The following is a 19,672-nucleotide window of genomic DNA, read 5'->3' as shown; positions in this document are numbered from 1 at the left end:
TGCCATAACATAACCTTACAAAAGAGACCTTTAATCTTACATTTTTGTAAGATTACATTTTTTATCTAATTAAAGCCTTTTTTCTCACTATATCAAGGTCTAAAGAAGAGCTTGAAAGGTTTCTTCCAAGCTCTTCATAATTCTTTTCATTCAATCAGTAAATTCACTTCAGAGAACTTAATCCTCACCGTTGTTCCTTGCCCAAGTTCGGATTCTATTTGAATCTGATGTCCTAATTCTTGGCTGATTTTCTGGGTTAGATAGAGCCCAAGTCCAGATGACTGCTGGGTCATTCGACCATTATATCCTGAAAATCCACGTTCAAAGACTCGCAACCGATCACTGTTTTTGATACCAATACCAGTATCTTTGATGCAAAGGTCTGAACCATCCATGTAGATTTCAATTCCACCTTCATTAGTATACTTGAGGCTATTTGAAAGGATTTGTTCAATGACTACCAACAGCCATTTCTTATCCGTCACAATGCTTTTATCCAAGTCATGCATATTAATACTTAGGCTTTTCTGGATAAAGAAAATAGCATATTTGCGAATGACTTCCTTGACCAGATCTTCTATATTTTCTTTCTTCAAAACCAAATCATCATGGAAGCTTTCTAAGCGTAGATATTGGAGTACGAGATTGGTATAAGAATCAATCTTAAAAATTTCCTGCTCCAACTGTTGCTTCAGTTGGCGATCTGCCACCTCACTCACTAGGAGTTTACTGGCTGCAATTGGTGTTTTTATCTGATGAACCCAGAGTGTATAGTAGTCCACCAAATCATTATAGCGATTTTCAGCATCTGATTTCTTTTGATAGAGTTCAGATTCACTTTTCTCTAATTTTTCAGTTAGAAGGACTTCCATTGGTGACTTAGCTTTTCTTTCACCATAGAGTAATTCCTTACGATAACGTTGCAATTCTATCAAGAAATCAAATACCAAAAACAAAAATGTCAAAAATGTAGATAGAAAGAAGAAATAGTTAAAGTAGGGTCCTTGCTTATCAAACAAGATTTCAAAGAGAAAAAGCAAACCTGTAAGCGATAGAATAAAAGCAAAAAAACGGCTACGCGAACGGATATAAGCTAGAAAAAAACTTTTTATATCAAGCATGTTTCAATCCATACCCTATCCCTTTCTTAGTTTCGATAAAACCAATCAAACCTTCTTCCTCCAGTTTCTTGCGCAAGCGAGCGACATTAACAGATAAGGTATTGTCATCGATAAAAAAGTCACTGTTCCAGAGTTCCCGCATCAAATCATCACGCGCTACGATATTTCCTGCATGCTCAAATAAAACTCGCAAAATCTGAAATTCATTCTTGGTTAGGCTGATAGCTTTGCCATTGACATGCACATCCATAGACTTGGTATTGAGAATAACTCCAGCATACTCTAGGAGACTCTCATCCCTTCCAAATTCATAAGAGCGGCGCAATAATCCTTGTACCTTGGCTAAAAGGACCTGCTGGTCAAAAGGCTTGGTCACAAAATCGTCAGCTCCCATGTTAATAGCCATCACGATGTCCATAGCCTGGTCTCTTGAAGACAGAAACATAATAGGAACTTTGGAAATCTTGCGAATTTCCTGACACCAATGATAACCATTAAAGAGAGGCAATCCAATATCCATCAGGACCAGATGAGGCTCAGACTGAACAAATAGCGTCAGAACTTCCATAAAGTCTTCTACCATGACTACTTCAAAACCCCATTCGGAAAGCATTTTCCCAACTTGCTGACGGATTACTGGATCATCTTCTACTAGTAAAATCTTGTGCATCTGCTCCTCCTTTTTTTATATTATAGCAAAATTCTTCTGACTACTAGCGAAATTGATGCAAATCTGATATGATAAAAGTTAAGAAAGGAATTCTCATGGCCAATATTTTTGACTATCTAACTGATGTTCAATACGATTCTTTTTATGATCTTCCCTTAAATGAACTGGATGTACTTGCTTTGACAGAGCTGACTTATCTTCCTTTTGATGACTTATTGGACCAATCCGTCAATCGTTTAAGCGATGTCGCAACACGTGTCCCACGAGAAAGTACCATGTTGACCAATAAAGAACGTCTGCAACTTTTAGACCAGCTTGCCCAACACAAACGTTTTAGAAATTGCAAGCTATCAAACTTTATTAACGAGATTGACACTGAGCAACAGAAACAGTTCGCTGCTATGACCTATCGTCTGAACCTAGATACTTATCTGATTGTCTTTCGTGGCACAGACGACAGTATTATTGGCTGGAAGGAAGATTTCCATCTGACCTATATGAAGGAAATCCCTGCCCAAAAGCAGGCTCTTGAATACTTGGAAGATTTCTTTAAACAACATCCAAAACAAAAAGTACTCATTGCTGGGCATTCTAAAGGTGGGAATCTAGCCGTCTTTGCTGCTAGTCAAATCCAGCCTGATTTGCAGGAAAAGATATCAGCAGTTTATACCTACGATGCTCCTGGTTTACAGGCTCATCTGGCAGAAACGACTGGTTATCAAGATGTTATCCCTAAATTTCACCGTTATGTCCCACAAGGTTCTGTCATCGGAATGATGCTAGAAGTTCCTGATACTCCTATTGTTGTGCGCAGTCTGGCCTTAGGTGGTATCGCTCAACACAATACTTTCAGCTGGCTAACTGAAGGACACCACTTTGTCCAACTAGAGGCCATCAGTAGCGAAAGTCTCCAAATCAAAGACACTCTTAAAGAATGGGTGGATAGTGTTCCCGATGAGGAATTAGAGCTCTACTTTGATCTCTTCTTTGGAACCATCCTAGAGTCTGGAATTAGCTCCATTAATGAACTATCTTCAAAAAACGCGATCGAACATGTTCGACAACTAGTTTCCCAGGCACAAACTCTAGAGCCCGAGCAAGTTGAAATCTTAAAAAATCTGACACAACTCCTACTGGATGCCCGCTTCCAAGCCTGGAAAAATCATTTTTAATGTACTAAAAAGTCCCTTCTTTTATGGAGGGACTTTCTTGTTGATCGATTCCTTATTTTGTCCTTCTGTGTTATACTAGAAATTGTAAATTCTTTGAAAGAGGAAATCCTATGAAAATCCATAAAACTGTGAATCCTGTCGCCTATGAAAATACTTATTATCTTGAAGGGGAGCAACACCTGATTGTAGTCGATCCTGGTAGTCATTGGGAGGCCATTCGCAAGACTATCGAAACCATCAACAAACCGGTCTGTGCCATTCTTCTGACCCACACTCACTACGACCATATTATGAGTCTTGACTTGGTCAGAGATACTTATGGAAATCCTCCAGTCTATGTGGCAGAAAGCGAAGCTGCTTGGCTCTTTACTCCTGTCGACAATCTTTCTGGCCTTCCTCGACACGACGATATGGCAGATGTCGTATGTAGACCAGCCGAACAGACCTTTGTCTTTCATGAGGAATACCAGATTGAGGAGTTCCGCTTTACTGTATTACCAACTCCAGGCCATTCTATCGGTGGAGTTTCATTTGTTTTCCCAGATGGACACTTGGTCTTAACGGGAGATGCCCTTTTCCGTGAAACTATTGGACGAACAGACTTGCCAACTGGTAGTATGGAACAACTCCTTCATAGTGTCCAAACCCAGCTCTTCACCCTTCCAAACTACGATGTCTATCCAGGACATGGTCCGGCTACGACTATCGCCCACGAAAAAAACTTTAATCCATTTTTCTAGCAAGTGAAAAACCAAGGACAATCATCCTTGGTTTTTGTGTAACTTTAATTTCTACATCATTACTTGCTCAGAAGAATCAAAATTGACTAGAAAAATAATTCAAAACTAATTAGCTGGATTCAATTCTTTCCAGTCAATGTTAGACAAATCAAGCTTTTCAGAAGAAATATCTAAAACTTGCTCTGCTTTTTCATTACCACCGATTTGAATAGTTGCTTCTTTAATCTTCTGCGCTCCATTTTTATCAAACGAATATAGAGCCAGGTTCATTTCTGGACGAGTTGACTGCCAGTCTGCATAAGAGACTAGACCATTTTCGTAAATAACAAAGCCTGAGCGAAAACCGCCTGCAGAAGCTACATAAGCTGTGTGAAGTAAGTTTGGTTTTTGATTTTCCAAATAATAAATGGCTGAAACAAATTTTTCATCGCCAATAAGTAACTCATCTTGCCCATCCTTATTCAAATCAAGAAGGGCATATTTAAAGTCTGGTGCATTTTGATAATCCATACGAGAGAAAATCATGCTATATTCTTCTGAAGCAATCTTGTGTTGTTTATTTTCCGCGTATAAATCTTCTCTATTACCTTGTTTTAAAAGGTCTGTAAAGTGATTATAGCGTTCAATCACTTCTTTATACAAATCTGGTCCCGTTTCCTTCTTATTTTCAGCAATTGATTGTGACGCCTTGGTTGACGAGTCGCTTGTATTTTCAGTCTTTGCTTCTGTTGATGCACTAGTCTTATCGTCTTTGGAAACAGATGATAGTGCAGATGAAGGTTCTATATTGCTATTATTTTTATTGAGACCACAAGATGCCAAAACTGAAATCGAAAGAATAGCTGAAAGCATCATTAAAAATTTCTTCATGTTAACCTCGATAGCATTGCATTTTCAGATGGATAAACTTCAAACATAAGTCATTAACGCCAAGTTATACTTGGTTAAGAACTCACTTTACCAAATAATCACACGGTCTTCTGGTGAACGCCACATGCCGTCGCCTTCTTTGACATCATAGGTCGTAAAGAAGTCATCAAAGTTTGGCACTTGGACGTTAACACGGAGTTTAGCTGGCGCGTGTACGTCAACGCTAGCCATGAGTTTCATCAACTCTGGGCGACCTTTCATACGCCAGATACGAGCAAAGTTATGGAAGAATTCTTCAGCTGAAAAGTCTGGTTCTCTCTTAGCAGCTTCTAGCGCTGCAGCAATTCCTCCAAGGTCCGCAACGTTTTCGGATACAGTTAATTTCCCATTGATTTTTGCACCGTAAGATTCTTGGCCATCAAACTGGTCGATAACCTTCTGTGTTTTTTCTTTAAAGGCTGCATAATCGCTCTCAGTCCACCAATCCTTGAGACTTCCATTTTCATCAAAGGAAGCTCCATTGGTATCAAAGGCGTGAGAGATTTCATGGGCAATAACCGCACCGATACCTCCATAGTTGGCAGAAGATGATTGATGCAAGTCATAGAATGGAGCCTGTAGGATAGCGGCTGGGAAGACAATCAAGTTCTTTTGTGGATTGTAGTAGGCGTTGACCATATGAGCAGGCATGCCCCACTCCTTGTAATCAACTGGCTGATTCCATTTACTCCAGCTGTGTTTGATTTCCACGCGCGCAAAAGATAGGGCATTCTCAAAGAGGCTAGCAGATTCGTCCACTACCTTATCCTTGTAGCGAGCTGGTAGTTCTTCTGGATAACCGATATAAGGCTTGATGACATTGAGTTTAACGATAGCTTTTTCTCGTGTTTCAGGAGTCAGCCAGTCGTTCTTAGCCAAGCGTTCCTTATAAACGTCAATCATAGTTGCTACTTTTTTCTCTACATCCGCCTTGGCTTCTGGAGAGAATTTTTCATGGGCATACCAAAGGCCCAGGGCTTGTTTGAATGGTCCTTGAGCTAAATGGTAAGCTGCCTTGCGTTTGTCTTGAGCCTCTGGAACTCCTGAAAGAGCTCGTCCGTAGGCACCTGACAAGATACGAATCTCATCTGTCAGATAACTAGTTGAAAGATTAACCACACTCAAGATCAAGCTTGCCTTGAGTAAAGGCCAAGCTTCTTCACTATAGAATTGCTCTGCTGCTTGCCAGAAACGTTCCTCATCTACAATAACCTTATTAGGTACTTGCCCAATCACTGCTTGGAAAAAGTCATCCAATGGAAGAGCAGGTGCAAATTTTTTGAAATCTTCATAAGAGTATGGATGGTAGAGTTTGGCATATTCTGAACTCTCTTCGTTTGAAAGGACGACAGCTGCGATACGGCGGTCCAATTCCAATCGTTTCTCTAAAAGATCTTCGATTTCTTCATCTGAGAAGTTATAGGCTTTGAGGAGATTAGAAGTGCTTTCTTTCCAAAGGTTCAACAATTCCTCACGCTGTGGATGGTCTTCCGCATAGTAGGTTGTATCAGGCAAGATTGTTCCTGGAGCACTAGCCCAAAGAACATTGGTTCTAGCATCCATAAAGTCTGGTGATACACCAAATGGAAGGAAGTTTGGTTTACCAGCTAATTCAAATGCTGCTAGTTTACTTGCGAAATCCGCAAAACTTTCCAAATCCTGGTATTCCTTAAGCATAGGAAGGACTGGCTCAATTCCATCAGCTTCTCGCTTATCGAAATCTCTCACCATAGCGTGGTATTTGACAAAGTTTGCTAGGATAGGATCTTCTGGAAGATCTTCTCCTGCCAACCACTTGTCCGTCGTCGTTAGCATCAACTCTTCAATTTCTTCGTCAAGATCGATAAAACCACCTGTTCTAGATTTATCGGCTGGAATAACAGCAGTCTTTTCCCACTCACCATTTATTGCATCATAAAAATCATCTTGATAACGTGTCATCTTGTTCTCGCTTTCCTATTTTCACTTATTCCTAGCTTAGCAAAAATCCCTGGGGAATGCAATTAAAAATACCGTCTTCTTCTGATTGTTTTCTAGTTAATATTTTAAATATTTACAAAATTAACTTGACTTAATTTTTATTTTAATGTATATTAAAAGATAGGAGGAATATAACTGTATGATACGTATCGAAAACCTCAGCGTCTCCTACAAAGAAACGTTGGCACTAAAGGATATTTCACTAGTGCTCCAAGGACCAACTATTACCGGAATTATTGGTCCAAACGGTGCTGGAAAATCAACCTTATTAAAAGGTATGCTGGGAATTATCCCACATCAAGGTCAGGCATTTCTCGATGACAAGGAAGTTAAAAAATCCTTACATCGAATCGCCTATGTCGAACAAAAAATCAATATCGACTACAACTTTCCCATCAAGGTCAAGGAATGCGTCTCGTTAGGACTATTTCCCTCTATTCCTCTCTTTCGAAGTTTAAATGCTAAACATTGGAAGAAAGTGCAAGAGGCCCTTGAAATCGTCGACCTAGCTGACTACGCTGAACGTCAAATCAGTCAACTGTCTGGAGGACAATTCCAGCGGGTCTTGATTGCCAGATGTTTGGTGCAGGAAGCCGACTATATCCTCTTAGATGAACCCTTTGTTGGGATTGACTCAGTCAGTGAGGAAATCATCATGAATACGCTGAGAGATCTGAAAAAAGCTGGGAAGACGGTTCTCATCGTCCACCACGACCTCAGCAAGGTTCCCAACTACTTCGATCAAGTCTTGCTTGTCAATCGAGAAGTGATTGCTTTTGGTCCGACCAAAGAAACCTTTACCCAAGCCAATCTCAAAGAAGCTTACGGTAATCGACTCTTTTTCAATGGAGGTGACCTATGATTGCAGAATTTATCGATGGATTGCAAAAATTCCATTTCTTACAAAATGCCTTGATAACAGCTATTGTTATCGGGGTCGTAGCTGGAGCTGTAGGATGTTTCATCATTCTACGTGGGATGTCACTCATGGGAGATGCCATTTCACATGCTGTCTTACCAGGTGTAGCCCTCTCCTTCATCTTGGGCATTGACTTCTTTATCGGAGCCATTGTCTTTGGACTGCTAGCTGCTATCATCATTACCTACATCAAGGGAAACTCGATTGTCAAAAGCGATACCGCCATCGGCATTACCTTTTCTTCTTTCTTAGCCCTCGGTATCATCTTGATTAGTGTCGCTAAAAGTTCAACTGACCTTTTCCATATCCTTTTTGGTAATATTCTTGCTGTTCAAGATACAGATATGTTTATTACTATGGGTGTAGGGGCAGCCATTCTCTTGTTAATCTGGATTTTCTTCAAGCAACTCTTGATAACGTCCTTTGATGAACTCTTGGCTAAAGCCATGGGAATGCCTGTCAATTTCTATCACTACTTACTCATGGTACTCCTAACTCTCGTGTCTGTGACAGCCATGCAAAGTGTCGGAACTATCCTGATTGTAGCCATGCTGATTACCCCAGCTGCAACTGCTTATCTGTATGCTAATAGCCTGAAAAGTATGATTTTCCTTTCCTCAACCTTTGGAGCTACAGCTTCAGTTTTGGGACTCTTTATCGGCTATAGCTTTAACGTTGCTGCAGGTTCTAGTATCGTGCTTACAGCTGCTAGTTTCTTTCTTATCAGCTTCTTTATCGCTCCAAAACAACGATATTTGAAACTGAAAAATAAACATTTGTTAAAATAAGGGGCAAAGCCCCAATAAATTGGAGGATCTAATGAAAAAATTAGGTACATTACTCGTTCTCTTTCTTTCCGTCATTGCTCTTGTAGCATGTGCTAGTGGAAAAAAAGATGCAGCTTCTGGTCAAAAACTAAAAGTTGTTGCCACAAATTCAATCATCGCTGATATTACTAAAAATATTGCTGGTGACAAGATTGATCTTCACAGTATCGTTCCTGTTGGTCAAGACCCACACGAATACGAACCACTTCCTGAAGATGTCAAGAAAACTTCTCAAGCTGATTTGATTTTCTATAACGGTATCAACCTTGAAACAGGTGGCAATGCTTGGTTTACAAAATTGGTAGAAAATGCTAAGAAAACTGAAAACAAAGACTACTTTGCAGTCAGCGAAGGCGTTGATGTTATCTACCTTGAAGGTCAAAACGAAAAAGGCAAAGAAGACCCACACGCTTGGCTCAACCTTGAAAACGGGATCATCTATGCTCAAAATATTGCTAAGCAACTCATCGCTAAAGACCCTAGCAACAAAGAATTCTACGAAAAGAATCTCAAAGAATACACTGAAAAACTAGACAAGCTTGACAAGGAAGCCAAAGAGAAATTTAACGCTATTGATGCTGACAAGAAACTCATCGTAACCAGCGAGGGATGCTTCAAATACTTCTCTAAAGCCTACGGTGTACCAAGTGCATACATTTGGGAAATCAACACTGAAGAAGAAGGAACACCTGACCAAATCAAGACTTTGGTTGAAAAACTTCGCCAAATGAAAGTTCCATCACTATTTGTTGAATCCAGTGTCGATGATCGTCCAATGAAGACTGTTTCAAAAGACACAAACATCCCAATCTATGCTCAAATCTTTACGGACTCAATCGCTGAAGAAGGTAAAGAAGGCGATAGCTATTACAACATGATGAAATACAACCTTGACAAGATTGCTGAAGGATTGGCAAAATAATCCTCTGAAAAACGTCATTCTCACGTGAGCTGGCGTTTTTTCTATGCCCATATTTTCAGTCAAATCATTGGAAAATTCTGACTGTTTCAGCTAAAATGGAAGAAAAAAGATTGGAGTATCCTATGGTAACTTTCCTCGGAAATCCTGTTAGCTTTACAGGTAAACAACTACAAGTTGGAGACAAAGCACTTGATTTCTCCCTCACAACGACTGACCTCTCTAAAAAAACACTGGCTGACTTTGAAGGCAAGAAAAAGATCTTGAGTGTCATTCCTTCTATCGACACTGGGATCTGCTCACTTCAGACTCGTCGCTTTAACCAAGAATTGGCTAGCTTGGACAACACTGTTGTCCTTACTGTTTCTATGGACCTTCCATTTGCTCAAAAACGTTGGTGTGGCGCAGAGGGAATTGAAAATGCCATCATGCTCTCAGACTACTTCGACCACTCCTTTGGACGTGATTACGCCCTCTTAATCAATGAATGGCATCTCCTAGCACGCGCGGTCTTTGTTCTCGATACTGACAATACCATCCGTTATGTTGAGTATGTGGACAATATCAATTCCGAGCCAAACTTTGAAGCGGCCATTGAAGCAGCAAAGTCGCTTGACTAAAAGAAAGACCACTTATAACAAGGCAGAAAGCTAGAGAAATCTAGCTTTTTTTGGTATACTAGATGGAGATAATAAACAAGGAAATGCGAATGACACCAAATAAAGAAGATTACTTAAAATGTATTTATGAGATTGGCATGGAACTTCCTAAGATTACCAATAAGGAAATCGCTGCTCGGATGCAGGTATCACCTCCTGCGGTAACTGAGATGATCAAGCGCATGCAATCCGAAAATCTTATATTAAAGAATAAAGAAAATGGCTATATACTAACGGATATTGGTTTAAAGCTGGTCTCTGAGCTTTATCGTAAGCATCGACTGATAGAGGTCTTTCTAGTTCACCATCTAGACTATACCAGCAATCAGATTCACGATGAGGCTGAGGTATTAGAGCATACAGTTTCAGACCTTTTTGTGGAGAGACTGGAGAGTATGTTAGGCTTTCCAAAGACCTGTCCCCATGGAGGAACTATTCCTGCTAAGGATGAGCTTCTAGTTGAGGTTAATAACCTGCCACTTTCTGATATCAAAGAAGTAGGAAACTACCTTCTGACAAGAGTTCATGACAGCTTTGAAATCCTCCAATATTTGGAAAAATATGCCATCCATATTGGAGACCAACTCCAAGTCAAGCAGTTCGATGGCTTCTCTAATACCTTTACTCTGATTCACAACAATGAAGAACTTCAAGTCAGCCTCGAAATTGCCAAACAACTCTATGTTGAAAAAATGAACTAAAGTCTTTATCAGCAAAAAACCAAGCCCGCTAGCTTGGTTTTTCTTATCTATTTTTGGTGTCAAGGATGATGGTTACAGGACCATCATTGACCAGTTCCACCTGCATATCTGCTCCGAAAATACCTGTTTTCACAGGAACTTCCTTGGCTAGTTCTCGGTTAAAATCTTGATAAAAAGCCTCTGCAACATCAGGCTTAGCTGCACCTGTAAAGGCTGGACGATTGCCTTTTTTGGTATCGGCAAAAAGAGTGAATTGAGAGATGGAGAGTATTTCTCCTTGGATATCCTTGACTGATAAATTCATCTTGCCTTCGGTATCTGAAAAGATACGCATGTTGACAAGTTTTCTCACTGCATAATCCAAATCTTCTTTTTGATCCTCAGGGCCAACACCAACTAGGAGTAATAATCCCTGCTGGATTTGTCCATATACCTGACCTTCAATGCTAACTTGGGCTTTTTTGACCCTCTGAATAATGATTTTCATAATAGCCTTTCTAGATCTATCGCTCCAACTTAACCATTGGTCCGTTTAACAGAGTAGACTTCTGGTACACTCTTAATCTTATCAACTACCGTTGTCAGAGTTGAAAGGTTAGAAATCCCAAAGGAGACATGGATATTGGCAAATTTCATATCTTTGGTAGGTTGGGCATTGACCGTTGAGATGTTTTTAGTTGTATTTGACAAGACCTGTAAAACATCGTTCAAAAGTCCAGTACGATTGAGACCGTAAATATCGATATGAGCCATATATTCCTTGCTTGAGAATTGATCTTCCCACTCAACATCTAATAGACGTTGCTCGTAGTTTTCCTGCGAACGAAGATTCATACAGTCAACACGGTGGATAGCAACACCACGACCTTTGGTAATATAACCAACGATATCATCACCAGGAACAGGGTTACAACATTTGGCAATCCGGACCAAGAGCCCAGAAGCACCTTGGATGACAACTCCACCCTCATGCTTCACCTTAAGCGTGTCCTTGTTCTCTACTTTGACTTCGCCACCCTTGACCAGTTCTTCTGCTTCTGCCTTAGCCTTGGCGCGTTCTTCCTCACGGCGCTCTTTTTCAGTTAAACGGTTAAAGACTGTGATGGCTCCAATTTCCCCAAAACCAATAGCCGCAAAGAGAGCTTCCTCAGTCTTGTAGCTAGTTTTTTGGAGGACTTCATCCATATGACGCTTGTCCATGAATTTATTAGCCACATAGCCATTCTCCTGGAATTGACTCATCAGCATTTCACGGCCCTTGTTGATGGACAATTCTTTGTCTTGGTTCTTAAAGAACTGACGAATCTTGTTCCGAGCTTTGCTGGTCTTGACCATGGTAAGCCAGTCACGGCTTGGCCCAAAGGAATTTGGATTGGTGATGATTTCAACCTGGTCACCCGTTTTTAGCTTGGTAGTCAAGGGAACCATACGACCATTAACCTTGGCACCAGTTGCTTTTTCACCGATTTTGGTATGAATCTCATAGGCAAAGTCAATCGGTCCAGAATCCTTTGGAAGAGAGCGAACGGCTCCGTCTGGAGTAAAGACGTAGATTTCTTCTGCTAGGTAATTCTCTTTAACCGTCTCTACGAAATCCTTGGCATCATCGGACTGGTCTTGAAGCTCCATCATCTCCTTGATCCAGTTCATACCGATAGCAGATTCCTTGCCATTAACCTGCCCCTTGATACCTTTTTTATAGGCCCAGTGAGCAGCAACACCGTACTCAGCAACCTCATGCATTTCCTTGGTTCGAATCTGGAATTCAATAGGTCCCTTTGGCCCATAAACAGTTGTATGGATGGACTGGTAACCATTGGCCTTACGGTTGGCAATGTAGTCCTTAAAGCGTCCAGGCATTGGTTTCCAAAGCTCATGGACATATCCCAACATAGCATAGACATCACTCTGAGTGTCTAGGATACAACGAATAGCAATCAGGTCGTAGATCTCTTCAAAGCGCTTCTTCTTATCCTGCATCTTACGATAAATCGAATAGATATGCTTGGGACGACCATAGATTTTTCCTGTAAGGTGACGTTCTGATGAATATTCCTCAAGTTTTGTCACAACCTCATCTACCAAGGCTTCACGTTCTTGACGTTTTTCCTTCATCATGTGACTAATCTTGTAAAACTCAGTTGGATTTAAATAACGGAAGGATAGGTCTTCTAGTTCCCACTTAACACTTGAAATCCCCAAACGATGGGCAAGCGGAGCATAGATTTCCATGGTTTCTCTGGAAATTCGTTCCTGCTTATCTTTACGAAGGTGATTAAGGGTTCTCATGTTATGCAATCGGTCAGACAGTTTGACCAAGATAACACGGATATCCTCTGACATAGCCATGAGCATCTTGCGGTGGTTTTCAGCTAGCTGCTCCTCGATAGACTTGTACTCAACTTTCCCTAATTTGGTAACCCCATCCACGATAATGCGAACATCGTGACCAAACTCTCTCTCTAAATCATCCAAGGTCGTTTCCGTATCTTCAACCACGTCATGCAAAAAACCACAGGCAACAGTGACAGCGTCTAGCTTGAGCTTAGCCAAAATACCTGCCACCTGAATAGGATGGATAATGTAGGGTTCGCCAGATTTACGATATTGACCACTATGGCATTCTACAGCGTAAACCAAGGCTTTATGTACAAAAGCCACATCTTCTTTCGATAAATATTTCTGTGTTAAAGCGACGACTTCATCGCCTGAATAAATTACTTCTTTGGGCATGCATACTCTCCAGTTCTTCCTACCATTTTAACACTTTTTTGACAATATGAAAACTAGAAAAGCCTAGTTCTGTAAGAGTTTGCTTATCTTAGCAAAAAAGCACTACTAGAAAACTCTAGCAGTGCTAACACATTTAAAATCTATCTTAGTAAACTGTTTTTTCAGTTTCTACGTCAAAGAAGTGTGCTTTGTTTAGGTCAAATCCAAGTTCAACTGTTGCACCTGCTTGCAAGTAGTCACGAGCGTCAACTTTTGCAACGAATTCATCTTTACCAACTTGGCAGTATAGGTGAGATTCTGAACCAAGCAACTCTGATACAGAGATCGTTGCTTTCACAACTGATTCTGGGAATGTTTCAAGGAAAGCAGGTTCTGCATTTACGTCTTCTGGACGGATACCGAAGATCAATTCTTTACCTTCGTAGCCTTTTTCACGAAGAACTTTCAAAGCACCTTCTGGAACTTTCAAGTTAAAGCCGTCAGCAACGATGTGGTCGCCGTTCAATTTAACGTTGATGAAGTTCATAGCTGGGCTTCCGATAAATCCTGCTACGAATTTGTTAACTGGGTTTTTGTAAACTTCTTGAGGAGTACCGATTTGTTCAACACGTCCGATAGTACCTGTTCCAGCAGGGTTCTTAGTTGCTGACATGATAACGATACGGTCTGCAAGTGTCATTGCTTCTGTTTGGTCGTGAGTTACGTAGATAGTTGTAGCTCCGATACGACGGTGGATTTTAGCGATTTCAGCACGCATGGATACACGAAGTTTTGCATCCAAGTTTGACAAAGGTTCGTCCATCAAGAATACTTTAGCGTCACGGACAATGGCACGTCCCATAGCAACACGTTGACGTTGACCACCAGAAAGGTCAGCTGGTTTACGATCCAAGAATTCTTTCAAACCAAGAATTTCAGCTGCTTCTTGTACACGTTTGTCAATGTCTTCTTTGCTGTATTTACGCAATTTCAAACCGAAGGCCATGTTATCGTATACAGTCATGTGTGGGTAAAGAGCGTAGTTTTGGAATACCATGGCAATGTCACGGTCTTTTGGAGCCACGTCGTTGACAACCACGCCATCGATAGATGCAGTACCTTCTGTGATGTCTTCAAGACCTGCAATCATACGAAGAGTAGTTGATTTACCACATCCTGAAGGTCCTACGAAAACGATAAATTCTTTATCTTTGATGTTCAAGTTGAAATCTTCAACTGAATAGTGTTCGCTATTTGGATATTTTTTGTAAATATTTTTAAGATTTAATTCTACCATTTCGGTGAACTCCTTTTGTCATTTGATAGTTTTATTATAGATGAAAACGCTTTACATTTCTATGGCAAGGTGACCAAAAAAATAAAAAAGTTCTGTGCAACTTGCACAAAACTTTAGATTATATCTGGTAAAATCAACTGATAACACAAGGTCAAATCAGTCAATTCTTTCAACTGCAGTCCTGTCAGTTCTTCCCACTTATCAATCTTGTATTGGAGAGAATTGCGATGCAAATACAGTTGCTGAGCTGTCTTCGTAAGGACAGCACTATTTTCCCACAGTGAAAGGATGATTTCCTGAATCTGATCCTGGTCTACAATCATCTGATGCAGATATTCCTTGATAACTAGGAGATCCACGATTCTTTCACCCATACTCCACAGATAGAGTTGAGAAAAAGTATGAAACCCTTGATGCCCTTTACGCCACCAAGTCCTAAAGAGCTCACGCTCTGCCTTAATCAAGTCCGCTAAGGTTTGCTGGGCATTCTGAACCCAGACCTGTCCCAGCATGATCGATAGACGAAGACCAAAGTCATACTCCACTGCTTCAATCGTATCGGATAAGATTGAGCGAACAGCGCTGTATTTATCTTGCTGGAGAACAAAAACATAGTCCTGAACTCCGACCTGCAACACTGTCTGGCAGTTAGGAAAGAGGGTCTGCATCATATCCAGCCAAGAGGCTAGATTTTCCTGTTGATAATAGGATAGATGGCAATAAACCAGCTGAATCTTTTTAAAAGTTTGAGGCGCCTGCCCTTTGCCCTCAATCAGATAGGAATACCAAGGATTGAGGGAAATGGTTTGCTCCTGTTTGGTTAAGAGAGAAACCAATTGTTTTTCACGCTCGCTCAGACTAGCTTCCTCCAGCAAAAGCCACTGATAATTTGACAGAGGTAGACTTAGATAACCCTCTTTATCAACTGGCTGATCTAAGATTTTACCGTCAGGAAACCAATCTAGTAGTTCTTTTGCAATCATGTGCTATTCCTCCACTTTTTGGATGCACCAAAAGATCAAAGTTTCTAATCGCTCCATATTTTCAGTCATATGGAGATAGCCCATGACTGCTTCAAAACCTGTGGACATACGGTAAGTCACCACATCAGCATTTTTGGCCTTTGTGTGACTATTGGTGTTACGGCCCCGTTTATAGATTTCTTCTTCCTTTTCCGTTAGGACTTGCTCCTCCAGCATGAGGGAAATCAAATGTGCCTGCGCCTTGGCCGACACATACTTGGTCGCTTCTTGGTGAAGTTTATTGGGTTTGGACATGCCTTTAAGAATGAGATGACGACGGATATACATAGAATATACTGCATCTCCTTCAAAGGCTAGCGCAATCCCGTTAATGAGATTGACATCAATCACGTGTCCACCTCACTCCATCCTTGGTATCCAGTAGCTTAATTCCTTGAGCAGCTAATTGATCACGGATTTGGTCAGCTGTCGCAAAGTCTTTATTAGAACGCGCTTCTTGACGTTTTTGGATCAAGTCTTCAATCTCTGCATCCAAAACTTCCTCAACAAAGACAATACCAAAGACCTCTAACATAGCTGCAAGAGCTTCCTTAACCACTGCATCATAGTTACCTGAGTTGATCCATTTGGCCATTTCAAAGACGACGGTGATTCCGTTAGCTGTATTGAAATCTTCATCCATGGCAACCACAAACTTGTCTTTGAAAGCTTGAAGTTCTTTCACATCTACAGTTCCAGTAAATGGTTGTTCATAGGTGTTCTTCAAATACTTGAGATTGGTCTCTGCATCACGCACTGCCTTTTCTGTAAAGTTGATTGGCTTGCGGTAATGCTGGGTCGCAAAGAAGAAACGCAATACTTGACCGTCGATCGTTTCGAGGGCATCGTGTACCGTAATGAAGTTACCCAAAGACTTAGACATCTTGACATTGTCGATATTGACAAAACCATTGTGCATCCAGTAGTTGGCAAAGGTCTTGCCTGTTTTAGCTTCAGACTGGGCAATTTCGTTGGTATGGTGAGGAAACTCAAGGTCAGCTCCACCACCGTGAATATCGATGGTATCACCCAAAATCTCCGTTGACATGACCGAACATTCGATATGCCAGCCTGGACGGCCAGGTCCCCAAGGACTGTCCCAAGAAATCTCACCTGGTTTAGCAGATTTCCAAAGAGCAAAGTCTACAGGGTTTTCCTTGCGAGCTGTTTCCTCATCTGTACGGCCTGAAGCACCTAGTTCCAAGTCTTCTAGTGTTTTATTAGCTAACTTAGCATAGTTATGAGATTTTTCCACACGGAAATAGACATCTCCTTGACTCTCATAAGCATAGCCCTTTTCAATCAAATCAACAACAAAACGAATAATATCATCCATAAACTCGACTACACGAGGATGACGAGTTGCAGGCTTAACACCAAGAGCCGTCACGTCTTCACGAAAGGCCGCGATGTACTTGTCCGCTACTTCTTGAGGTGTGATACCTTCTTCCTTGGCTCGGTTGATAATCTTGTCATCTACATCGGTAAAGTTGGAAATGTAGGCAACCTCATAACCACGGTACTCAAAATATCGACGAATGGTATCAAAAGCTACCGTCGAACGGGCATTCCCCACGTGGATATAGTTATACACGGTTGGCCCACAAACATACATCTTGACTTTGCCGTCCTCAATCGGGACAAACTCTCGCAAATCACGAGACATGGTATCGTAAATTTTAATCATGCGGTCCACTCCCTTCTCTATTTCTGACTTTTTCGGCTGAAAACCAGCTCTGCAAAAGGACCAAATTGTCTGAGGCTATCCAGTTGGTAAAAGCGCTGCCCTTCCTCTTGGGTAAAGAGGGGAACCCCCTTTCCCAGGATAAGGGGCGCTATCTGAATAATGAGGTGGTCGAAAAGATCCGCATCCAAGAGCGGTCCTACCAAGGAATTAGCACCAATCACAAAGACATTTTTGCCTTTGTCAATCTGGTGAACAAAGTCCACCACATCCCCAGCTACTGGCTGGTAATTGCTGACAGGCAGGTGCCTATCATGCGTAAAGACATAGTTTTCCGTAGCTTGATAAAAACTTTCTACATCTTGCAAATCTTGGATTTCCTCAAAGGTCCGCTTGCCCATGATGGTGATATCCATTTGCCTGTAAAAGTCATCATAGCCTGTATCCTCTACAGAACCAAGCTGATGCAACCAGTCTATCCTGTGCTGGCTGTCTGCCAAGTAACCATCCATGGTGATACAGCCGTAAAAATATACTGCCATTCTTGTAGTTTCCTTTCTAGTTCTGCTTCGCCTTCACTTAGCGGGATAGACCCAGATGATTAGACCTAAGCGAATCAAAGTATTCAGCAAAATCCTTGCTGGACAAGAAAAATAAGCCAGACAACAGTAATTCCAATTCGTACCTATTAGTAGAGAGTAGTTTCAATCCAAATCTCTAGCAATAACTAATGCTATCTCAAAGAAAGTCATAGCATCTGCTTTTCTGTCATCGCGTCTAGCATCCCATTCGTGATTGTAATGATCAACATAGTCAGCTGTGTAGAAAAACTGATAGACATTGGCTAGTCGATATTGGGCCCAGGCCATGATAGCTGAAGTTTCCATATCTACAACTGTCGCTCCCATTGCTAGTCTTCGTTTGACTTTAGCAGCTGTTTCACGATAGAAGGCATCTGTGGTCCAAGACTTTGTTCGAATATACTCAATACCAGCTTTGTCCAAGGCTTTTTCCATAGTTAAGAGTAGAGATTGGTCATAAGCTATCTCATCACTTGCTGGAGCATAGTGATAACTAGTACCTTCATCACGTAAAGCCGAGCTTGGTAGGATAATCTTATCTGCTTGAATAGACTGGTCTAGAACTCCGCAAGATCCTAAAATGATAAAGTTCTTAAATCCTCTTGCTTTGAGTTCTTCTAAGAGTCCAACAACCATTGGAGCTCCAATAAGAGCCATAGCAACTGCTACCTTACTCCCATCTTTTTCACAGATATACCATGGCTGTTTACCATTTAGATTGGTAAGATAACCACCTTCGTAGACACCATCTATCTGCTTTACTCGTTCAAGGATTTCTCCATTAAAAGACAAGATAATGGTATCACAGATTTCTCCACTACTAAGAAGGCTTCGATCAGTTGGCTCTATAACAGCAGGCACATTTTCAAATTCTTCTAATAGCATTTATTACTCTTTCTCATTCAGATAAATCACCTGAGTCTGTTTGACAAAGCCAATTTTTTCATACAAGCGCTTGGCACCTACATTGCTATCTTCCACTGCAATCTGAAATTCCTTGTCATTTTGCTCAATTAGTTGGTTGACAAGGGATTTTGCTAAGTAGCTTCCATAGCCTTTCCCACGTTCAGGTTCCGATATTGCTAAACCGTATAAGTAATTCGTATTAGTCGATAAATCTACCGTGCAAGTTCCAATAACCTGACCGTCTTTTAACAAAATATATAAGCGACTTCCTGGATCCTTCAGAGCTTCAGCGACATATCTATCCACAACTTCTCTAGATTCATGTTCCTCTGAAAATGCCTGAAATTTTAACTGACTAATTTGATCCTGATAGGAACGATCTGCTAACAAAACGTCCAGATTGGAAACAGTTGCTAACGGATAAGGTCTTCTATCCTTACCTAACCAGGTTTCTGTCTCTTCATCCTCGACCAGTCCCCAGTTGTTGACAAAATCAGGATGGCGCTCTAGAAAAACACGCTCTGTCTGAAAAGTGACTGAACGAATAGAAAAAGCAACCGTTTCTTTCTCAAAACTCGTAAACAAAGCACGCGCAATCCCCTGACGGCGATGATCTGGATGTACCAGTATCGTCACTTCCACATCTTGATCATCTGCATAAACCGTTAATAGGCCAACAAGTTCGCCTTTTTCGTAATAAAGGAAAAAGGCGGGCATGTTTGGGTCAAAATTAAGCATGTTAGAGAGATAGGGATCACGATAGGTACTGTCATAGTTTTGGCAACAGTTAATTAGTTTTTTCGCCTCAGATAACTCCTCTTGGCTTAACTTGTTTCTTGCTTGAATCATATAG

The 19,672-nt window shown here is 41.0% G+C and carries 20 protein-coding genes; 7 read left to right on the top strand and 13 right to left on the bottom strand.

The features are described from left to right. Nucleotides 1-146: 146 nt before the first annotated feature. Nucleotides 147-1,121 carry a sensor histidine kinase gene (locus tag ACORHT_RS03325; protein ID WP_434350602.1) on the bottom strand — a complete coding sequence of 325 codons (975 nt, stop codon included), beginning with the start codon at nucleotides 1,119-1,121 and terminating at the stop codon, nucleotides 147-149. Further along, on the bottom strand, nucleotides 1,114-1,791 hold the full coding sequence (locus ACORHT_RS03320) for a response regulator transcription factor (protein WP_000548968.1): 678 nt from the start codon (nucleotides 1,789-1,791) through the stop codon (nucleotides 1,114-1,116). Before ACORHT_RS03320 ends, ACORHT_RS03325 begins: the two co-directional genes overlap by 8 nt. A gap of 95 nt (nucleotides 1,792-1,886) precedes the next feature. Here ACORHT_RS03320 and ACORHT_RS03315 point away from each other — a divergent pair, with 95 nt between their 5' ends. Continuing rightward, nucleotides 1,887-2,963, top strand: a complete 1,077-nt coding sequence (locus ACORHT_RS03315) for a DUF2974 domain-containing protein (protein WP_281334702.1) — start codon at nucleotides 1,887-1,889, stop codon at nucleotides 2,961-2,963. 110 nt (nucleotides 2,964-3,073) lie between these two features. After that, entirely contained in the window at nucleotides 3,074-3,703 is a 630-nt protein-coding gene (locus ACORHT_RS03310; RefSeq protein WP_281334646.1) for an MBL fold metallo-hydrolase, read from the top strand. 105 nt (nucleotides 3,704-3,808) lie between these two features. On the opposite strand, the gene ACORHT_RS03305 is transcribed toward ACORHT_RS03310, so the two are convergent. Beyond that, on the bottom strand, nucleotides 3,809-4,573 hold the full coding sequence (locus ACORHT_RS03305; RefSeq protein ID WP_281334647.1) for a hypothetical protein: 765 nt from the start codon (nucleotides 4,571-4,573) through the stop codon (nucleotides 3,809-3,811). 87 nt (nucleotides 4,574-4,660) lie between these two features. Further along, on the bottom strand, nucleotides 4,661-6,553 hold the full coding sequence (locus tag ACORHT_RS03300) for a M13 family metallopeptidase (protein WP_434350601.1): 1,893 nt from the start codon (nucleotides 6,551-6,553) through the stop codon (nucleotides 4,661-4,663). Nucleotides 6,554-6,731: 178 nt separating this feature from the next. On the opposite strand from ACORHT_RS03300, the gene ACORHT_RS03295 reads away from it, so the two are divergent. The 5 genes from ACORHT_RS03295 to ACORHT_RS03275 all read left to right on the top strand — a co-directional run bounded on the left by ACORHT_RS03295 (nucleotide 6,732) and on the right by ACORHT_RS03275 (nucleotide 10,617). Next, the gene (locus tag ACORHT_RS03295; RefSeq protein ID WP_075228047.1) at nucleotides 6,732-7,454 is read left to right on the top strand and encodes a metal ABC transporter ATP-binding protein; all 723 of its coding nucleotides are present in this window, start codon (nucleotides 6,732-6,734) and stop codon (nucleotides 7,452-7,454) included. Then, nucleotides 7,451-8,299 (top strand): metal ABC transporter permease, encoded by an 849-nt coding sequence (locus ACORHT_RS03290; RefSeq protein ID WP_006148893.1) that lies wholly within the window; start codon nucleotides 7,451-7,453, stop codon nucleotides 8,297-8,299. The genes ACORHT_RS03295 and ACORHT_RS03290 overlap by 4 nt, the downstream gene beginning before the upstream one ends. A 31-nt stretch (nucleotides 8,300-8,330) precedes the next feature. After that, nucleotides 8,331-9,260 carry a metal ABC transporter substrate-binding protein gene (locus tag ACORHT_RS03285; RefSeq protein WP_060955483.1) on the top strand — a complete coding sequence of 310 codons (930 nt, stop codon included), beginning with the start codon at nucleotides 8,331-8,333 and terminating at the stop codon, nucleotides 9,258-9,260. A gap of 122 nt (nucleotides 9,261-9,382) precedes the next feature. Further along, nucleotides 9,383-9,877 carry a thiol peroxidase gene (gene tpx / locus ACORHT_RS03280; RefSeq protein ID WP_434350600.1) on the top strand — a complete coding sequence of 165 codons (495 nt, stop codon included), beginning with the start codon at nucleotides 9,383-9,385 and terminating at the stop codon, nucleotides 9,875-9,877. An 89-nt stretch (nucleotides 9,878-9,966) separates the two neighbouring features. Beyond that, the gene (locus ACORHT_RS03275) at nucleotides 9,967-10,617 is read left to right on the top strand and encodes a metal-dependent transcriptional regulator (protein WP_434350599.1); all 651 of its coding nucleotides are present in this window, start codon (nucleotides 9,967-9,969) and stop codon (nucleotides 10,615-10,617) included. 43 nt (nucleotides 10,618-10,660) lie between these two features. On the opposite strand, the gene dtd is transcribed toward ACORHT_RS03275, so the two are convergent. The 9 genes from dtd to ACORHT_RS03230 form a co-directional block, all read right to left on the bottom strand. Continuing rightward, on the bottom strand, nucleotides 10,661-11,104 hold the full coding sequence (dtd, locus tag ACORHT_RS03270; RefSeq protein ID WP_075229827.1) for a D-aminoacyl-tRNA deacylase: 444 nt from the start codon (nucleotides 11,102-11,104) through the stop codon (nucleotides 10,661-10,663). 29 nt (nucleotides 11,105-11,133) lie between these two features. Continuing rightward, complete coding sequence (locus ACORHT_RS03265; RefSeq protein WP_075231202.1) at nucleotides 11,134-13,350, bottom strand: RelA/SpoT family protein; 2,217 nt, start codon at nucleotides 13,348-13,350, stop codon at nucleotides 11,134-11,136. A gap of 145 nt (nucleotides 13,351-13,495) precedes the next feature. Beyond that, a complete protein-coding gene (locus ACORHT_RS03260; protein ID WP_075231201.1) occupies nucleotides 13,496-14,626 on the bottom strand; it encodes an ABC transporter ATP-binding protein in 1,131 nt (376 codons plus the stop codon). 113 nt (nucleotides 14,627-14,739) lie between these two features. Continuing rightward, nucleotides 14,740-15,609: a helix-turn-helix domain-containing protein gene (locus ACORHT_RS03255; protein ID WP_434350598.1), complete on the bottom strand. Its 870-nt coding sequence runs from the start codon at nucleotides 15,607-15,609 to the stop codon at nucleotides 14,740-14,742. 3 nt (nucleotides 15,610-15,612) lie between these two features. Further along, a complete protein-coding gene (locus tag ACORHT_RS03250) occupies nucleotides 15,613-15,999 on the bottom strand; it encodes a Mini-ribonuclease 3 (protein WP_434350597.1) in 387 nt (128 codons plus the stop codon). Further along, nucleotides 15,992-17,335 (bottom strand): cysteine--tRNA ligase, encoded by a 1,344-nt coding sequence (gene cysS, locus ACORHT_RS03245; protein WP_434350596.1) that lies wholly within the window; start codon nucleotides 17,333-17,335, stop codon nucleotides 15,992-15,994. Before cysS ends, ACORHT_RS03250 begins: the two co-directional genes overlap by 8 nt. Nucleotides 17,336-17,352: 17 nt before the next feature. Next, nucleotides 17,353-17,874 carry a dihydrofolate reductase family protein gene (locus ACORHT_RS03240; RefSeq protein WP_434350595.1) on the bottom strand — a complete coding sequence of 174 codons (522 nt, stop codon included), beginning with the start codon at nucleotides 17,872-17,874 and terminating at the stop codon, nucleotides 17,353-17,355. Between the two features lie 162 nt (nucleotides 17,875-18,036). Beyond that, nucleotides 18,037-18,798 carry a nucleoside phosphorylase gene (locus ACORHT_RS03235; RefSeq protein ID WP_434350594.1) on the bottom strand — a complete coding sequence of 254 codons (762 nt, stop codon included), beginning with the start codon at nucleotides 18,796-18,798 and terminating at the stop codon, nucleotides 18,037-18,039. A gap of 3 nt (nucleotides 18,799-18,801) precedes the next feature. Further along, entirely contained in the window at nucleotides 18,802-19,668 is an 867-nt protein-coding gene (locus tag ACORHT_RS03230; RefSeq protein WP_434350593.1) for a GNAT family N-acetyltransferase, read from the bottom strand. Between the last annotated feature and the right edge of the window lie 4 nt (nucleotides 19,669-19,672).

Origin of the sequence: Streptococcus sp. KHUD_014, from assembly GCF_051106275.1 — a bacterium.
Taxonomy (GTDB): domain Bacteria; phylum Bacillota; class Bacilli; order Lactobacillales; family Streptococcaceae; genus Streptococcus.
The sequence above is the reverse complement of the archived record's forward strand: the minus strand, read 5'-3'. Positions and strand labels throughout refer to the sequence as shown.

Bases quoted from the DNA above. Each gene is read 5' to 3' on its own strand.
- ACORHT_RS03325 (WP_434350602.1), bottom strand. From the start codon at position 1,121: ATGCTTGATATAAAAAGTTTTTTTCTAGCTTATATCCGTTCGCGTAGC.
- ACORHT_RS03320 (WP_000548968.1), bottom strand. From the start codon at position 1,791: ATGCACAAGATTTTACTAGTAGAAGATGATCCAGTAATCCGTCAGCAA.
- ACORHT_RS03315 (WP_281334702.1), top strand. From the start codon at position 1,887: ATGGCCAATATTTTTGACTATCTAACTGATGTTCAATACGATTCTTTT.
- ACORHT_RS03310 (WP_281334646.1), top strand. From the start codon at position 3,074: ATGAAAATCCATAAAACTGTGAATCCTGTCGCCTATGAAAATACTTAT.
- ACORHT_RS03305 (WP_281334647.1), bottom strand. From the start codon at position 4,573: ATGAAGAAATTTTTAATGATGCTTTCAGCTATTCTTTCGATTTCAGTT.
- ACORHT_RS03300 (WP_434350601.1), bottom strand. From the start codon at position 6,553: ATGACACGTTATCAAGATGATTTTTATGATGCAATAAATGGTGAGTGG.
- ACORHT_RS03295 (WP_075228047.1), top strand. From the start codon at position 6,732: ATGATACGTATCGAAAACCTCAGCGTCTCCTACAAAGAAACGTTGGCA.
- ACORHT_RS03290 (WP_006148893.1), top strand. From the start codon at position 7,451: ATGATTGCAGAATTTATCGATGGATTGCAAAAATTCCATTTCTTACAA.
- ACORHT_RS03285 (WP_060955483.1), top strand. From the start codon at position 8,331: ATGAAAAAATTAGGTACATTACTCGTTCTCTTTCTTTCCGTCATTGCT.
- tpx (WP_434350600.1), top strand. From the start codon at position 9,383: ATGGTAACTTTCCTCGGAAATCCTGTTAGCTTTACAGGTAAACAACTA.
- ACORHT_RS03275 (WP_434350599.1), top strand. From the start codon at position 9,967: ATGACACCAAATAAAGAAGATTACTTAAAATGTATTTATGAGATTGGC.
- dtd (WP_075229827.1), bottom strand. From the start codon at position 11,104: ATGAAAATCATTATTCAGAGGGTCAAAAAAGCCCAAGTTAGCATTGAA.
- ACORHT_RS03265 (WP_075231202.1), bottom strand. From the start codon at position 13,350: ATGCCCAAAGAAGTAATTTATTCAGGCGATGAAGTCGTCGCTTTAACA.
- ACORHT_RS03260 (WP_075231201.1), bottom strand. From the start codon at position 14,626: ATGGTAGAATTAAATCTTAAAAATATTTACAAAAAATATCCAAATAGC.
- ACORHT_RS03255 (WP_434350598.1), bottom strand. From the start codon at position 15,609: ATGATTGCAAAAGAACTACTAGATTGGTTTCCTGACGGTAAAATCTTA.
- cysS (WP_434350596.1), bottom strand. From the start codon at position 17,335: ATGATTAAAATTTACGATACCATGTCTCGTGATTTGCGAGAGTTTGTC.
- ACORHT_RS03240 (WP_434350595.1), bottom strand. From the start codon at position 17,874: ATGGCAGTATATTTTTACGGCTGTATCACCATGGATGGTTACTTGGCA.
- ACORHT_RS03235 (WP_434350594.1), bottom strand. From the start codon at position 18,798: ATGCTATTAGAAGAATTTGAAAATGTGCCTGCTGTTATAGAGCCAACT.
- ACORHT_RS03230 (WP_434350593.1), bottom strand. From the start codon at position 19,668: ATGATTCAAGCAAGAAACAAGTTAAGCCAAGAGGAGTTATCTGAGGCG.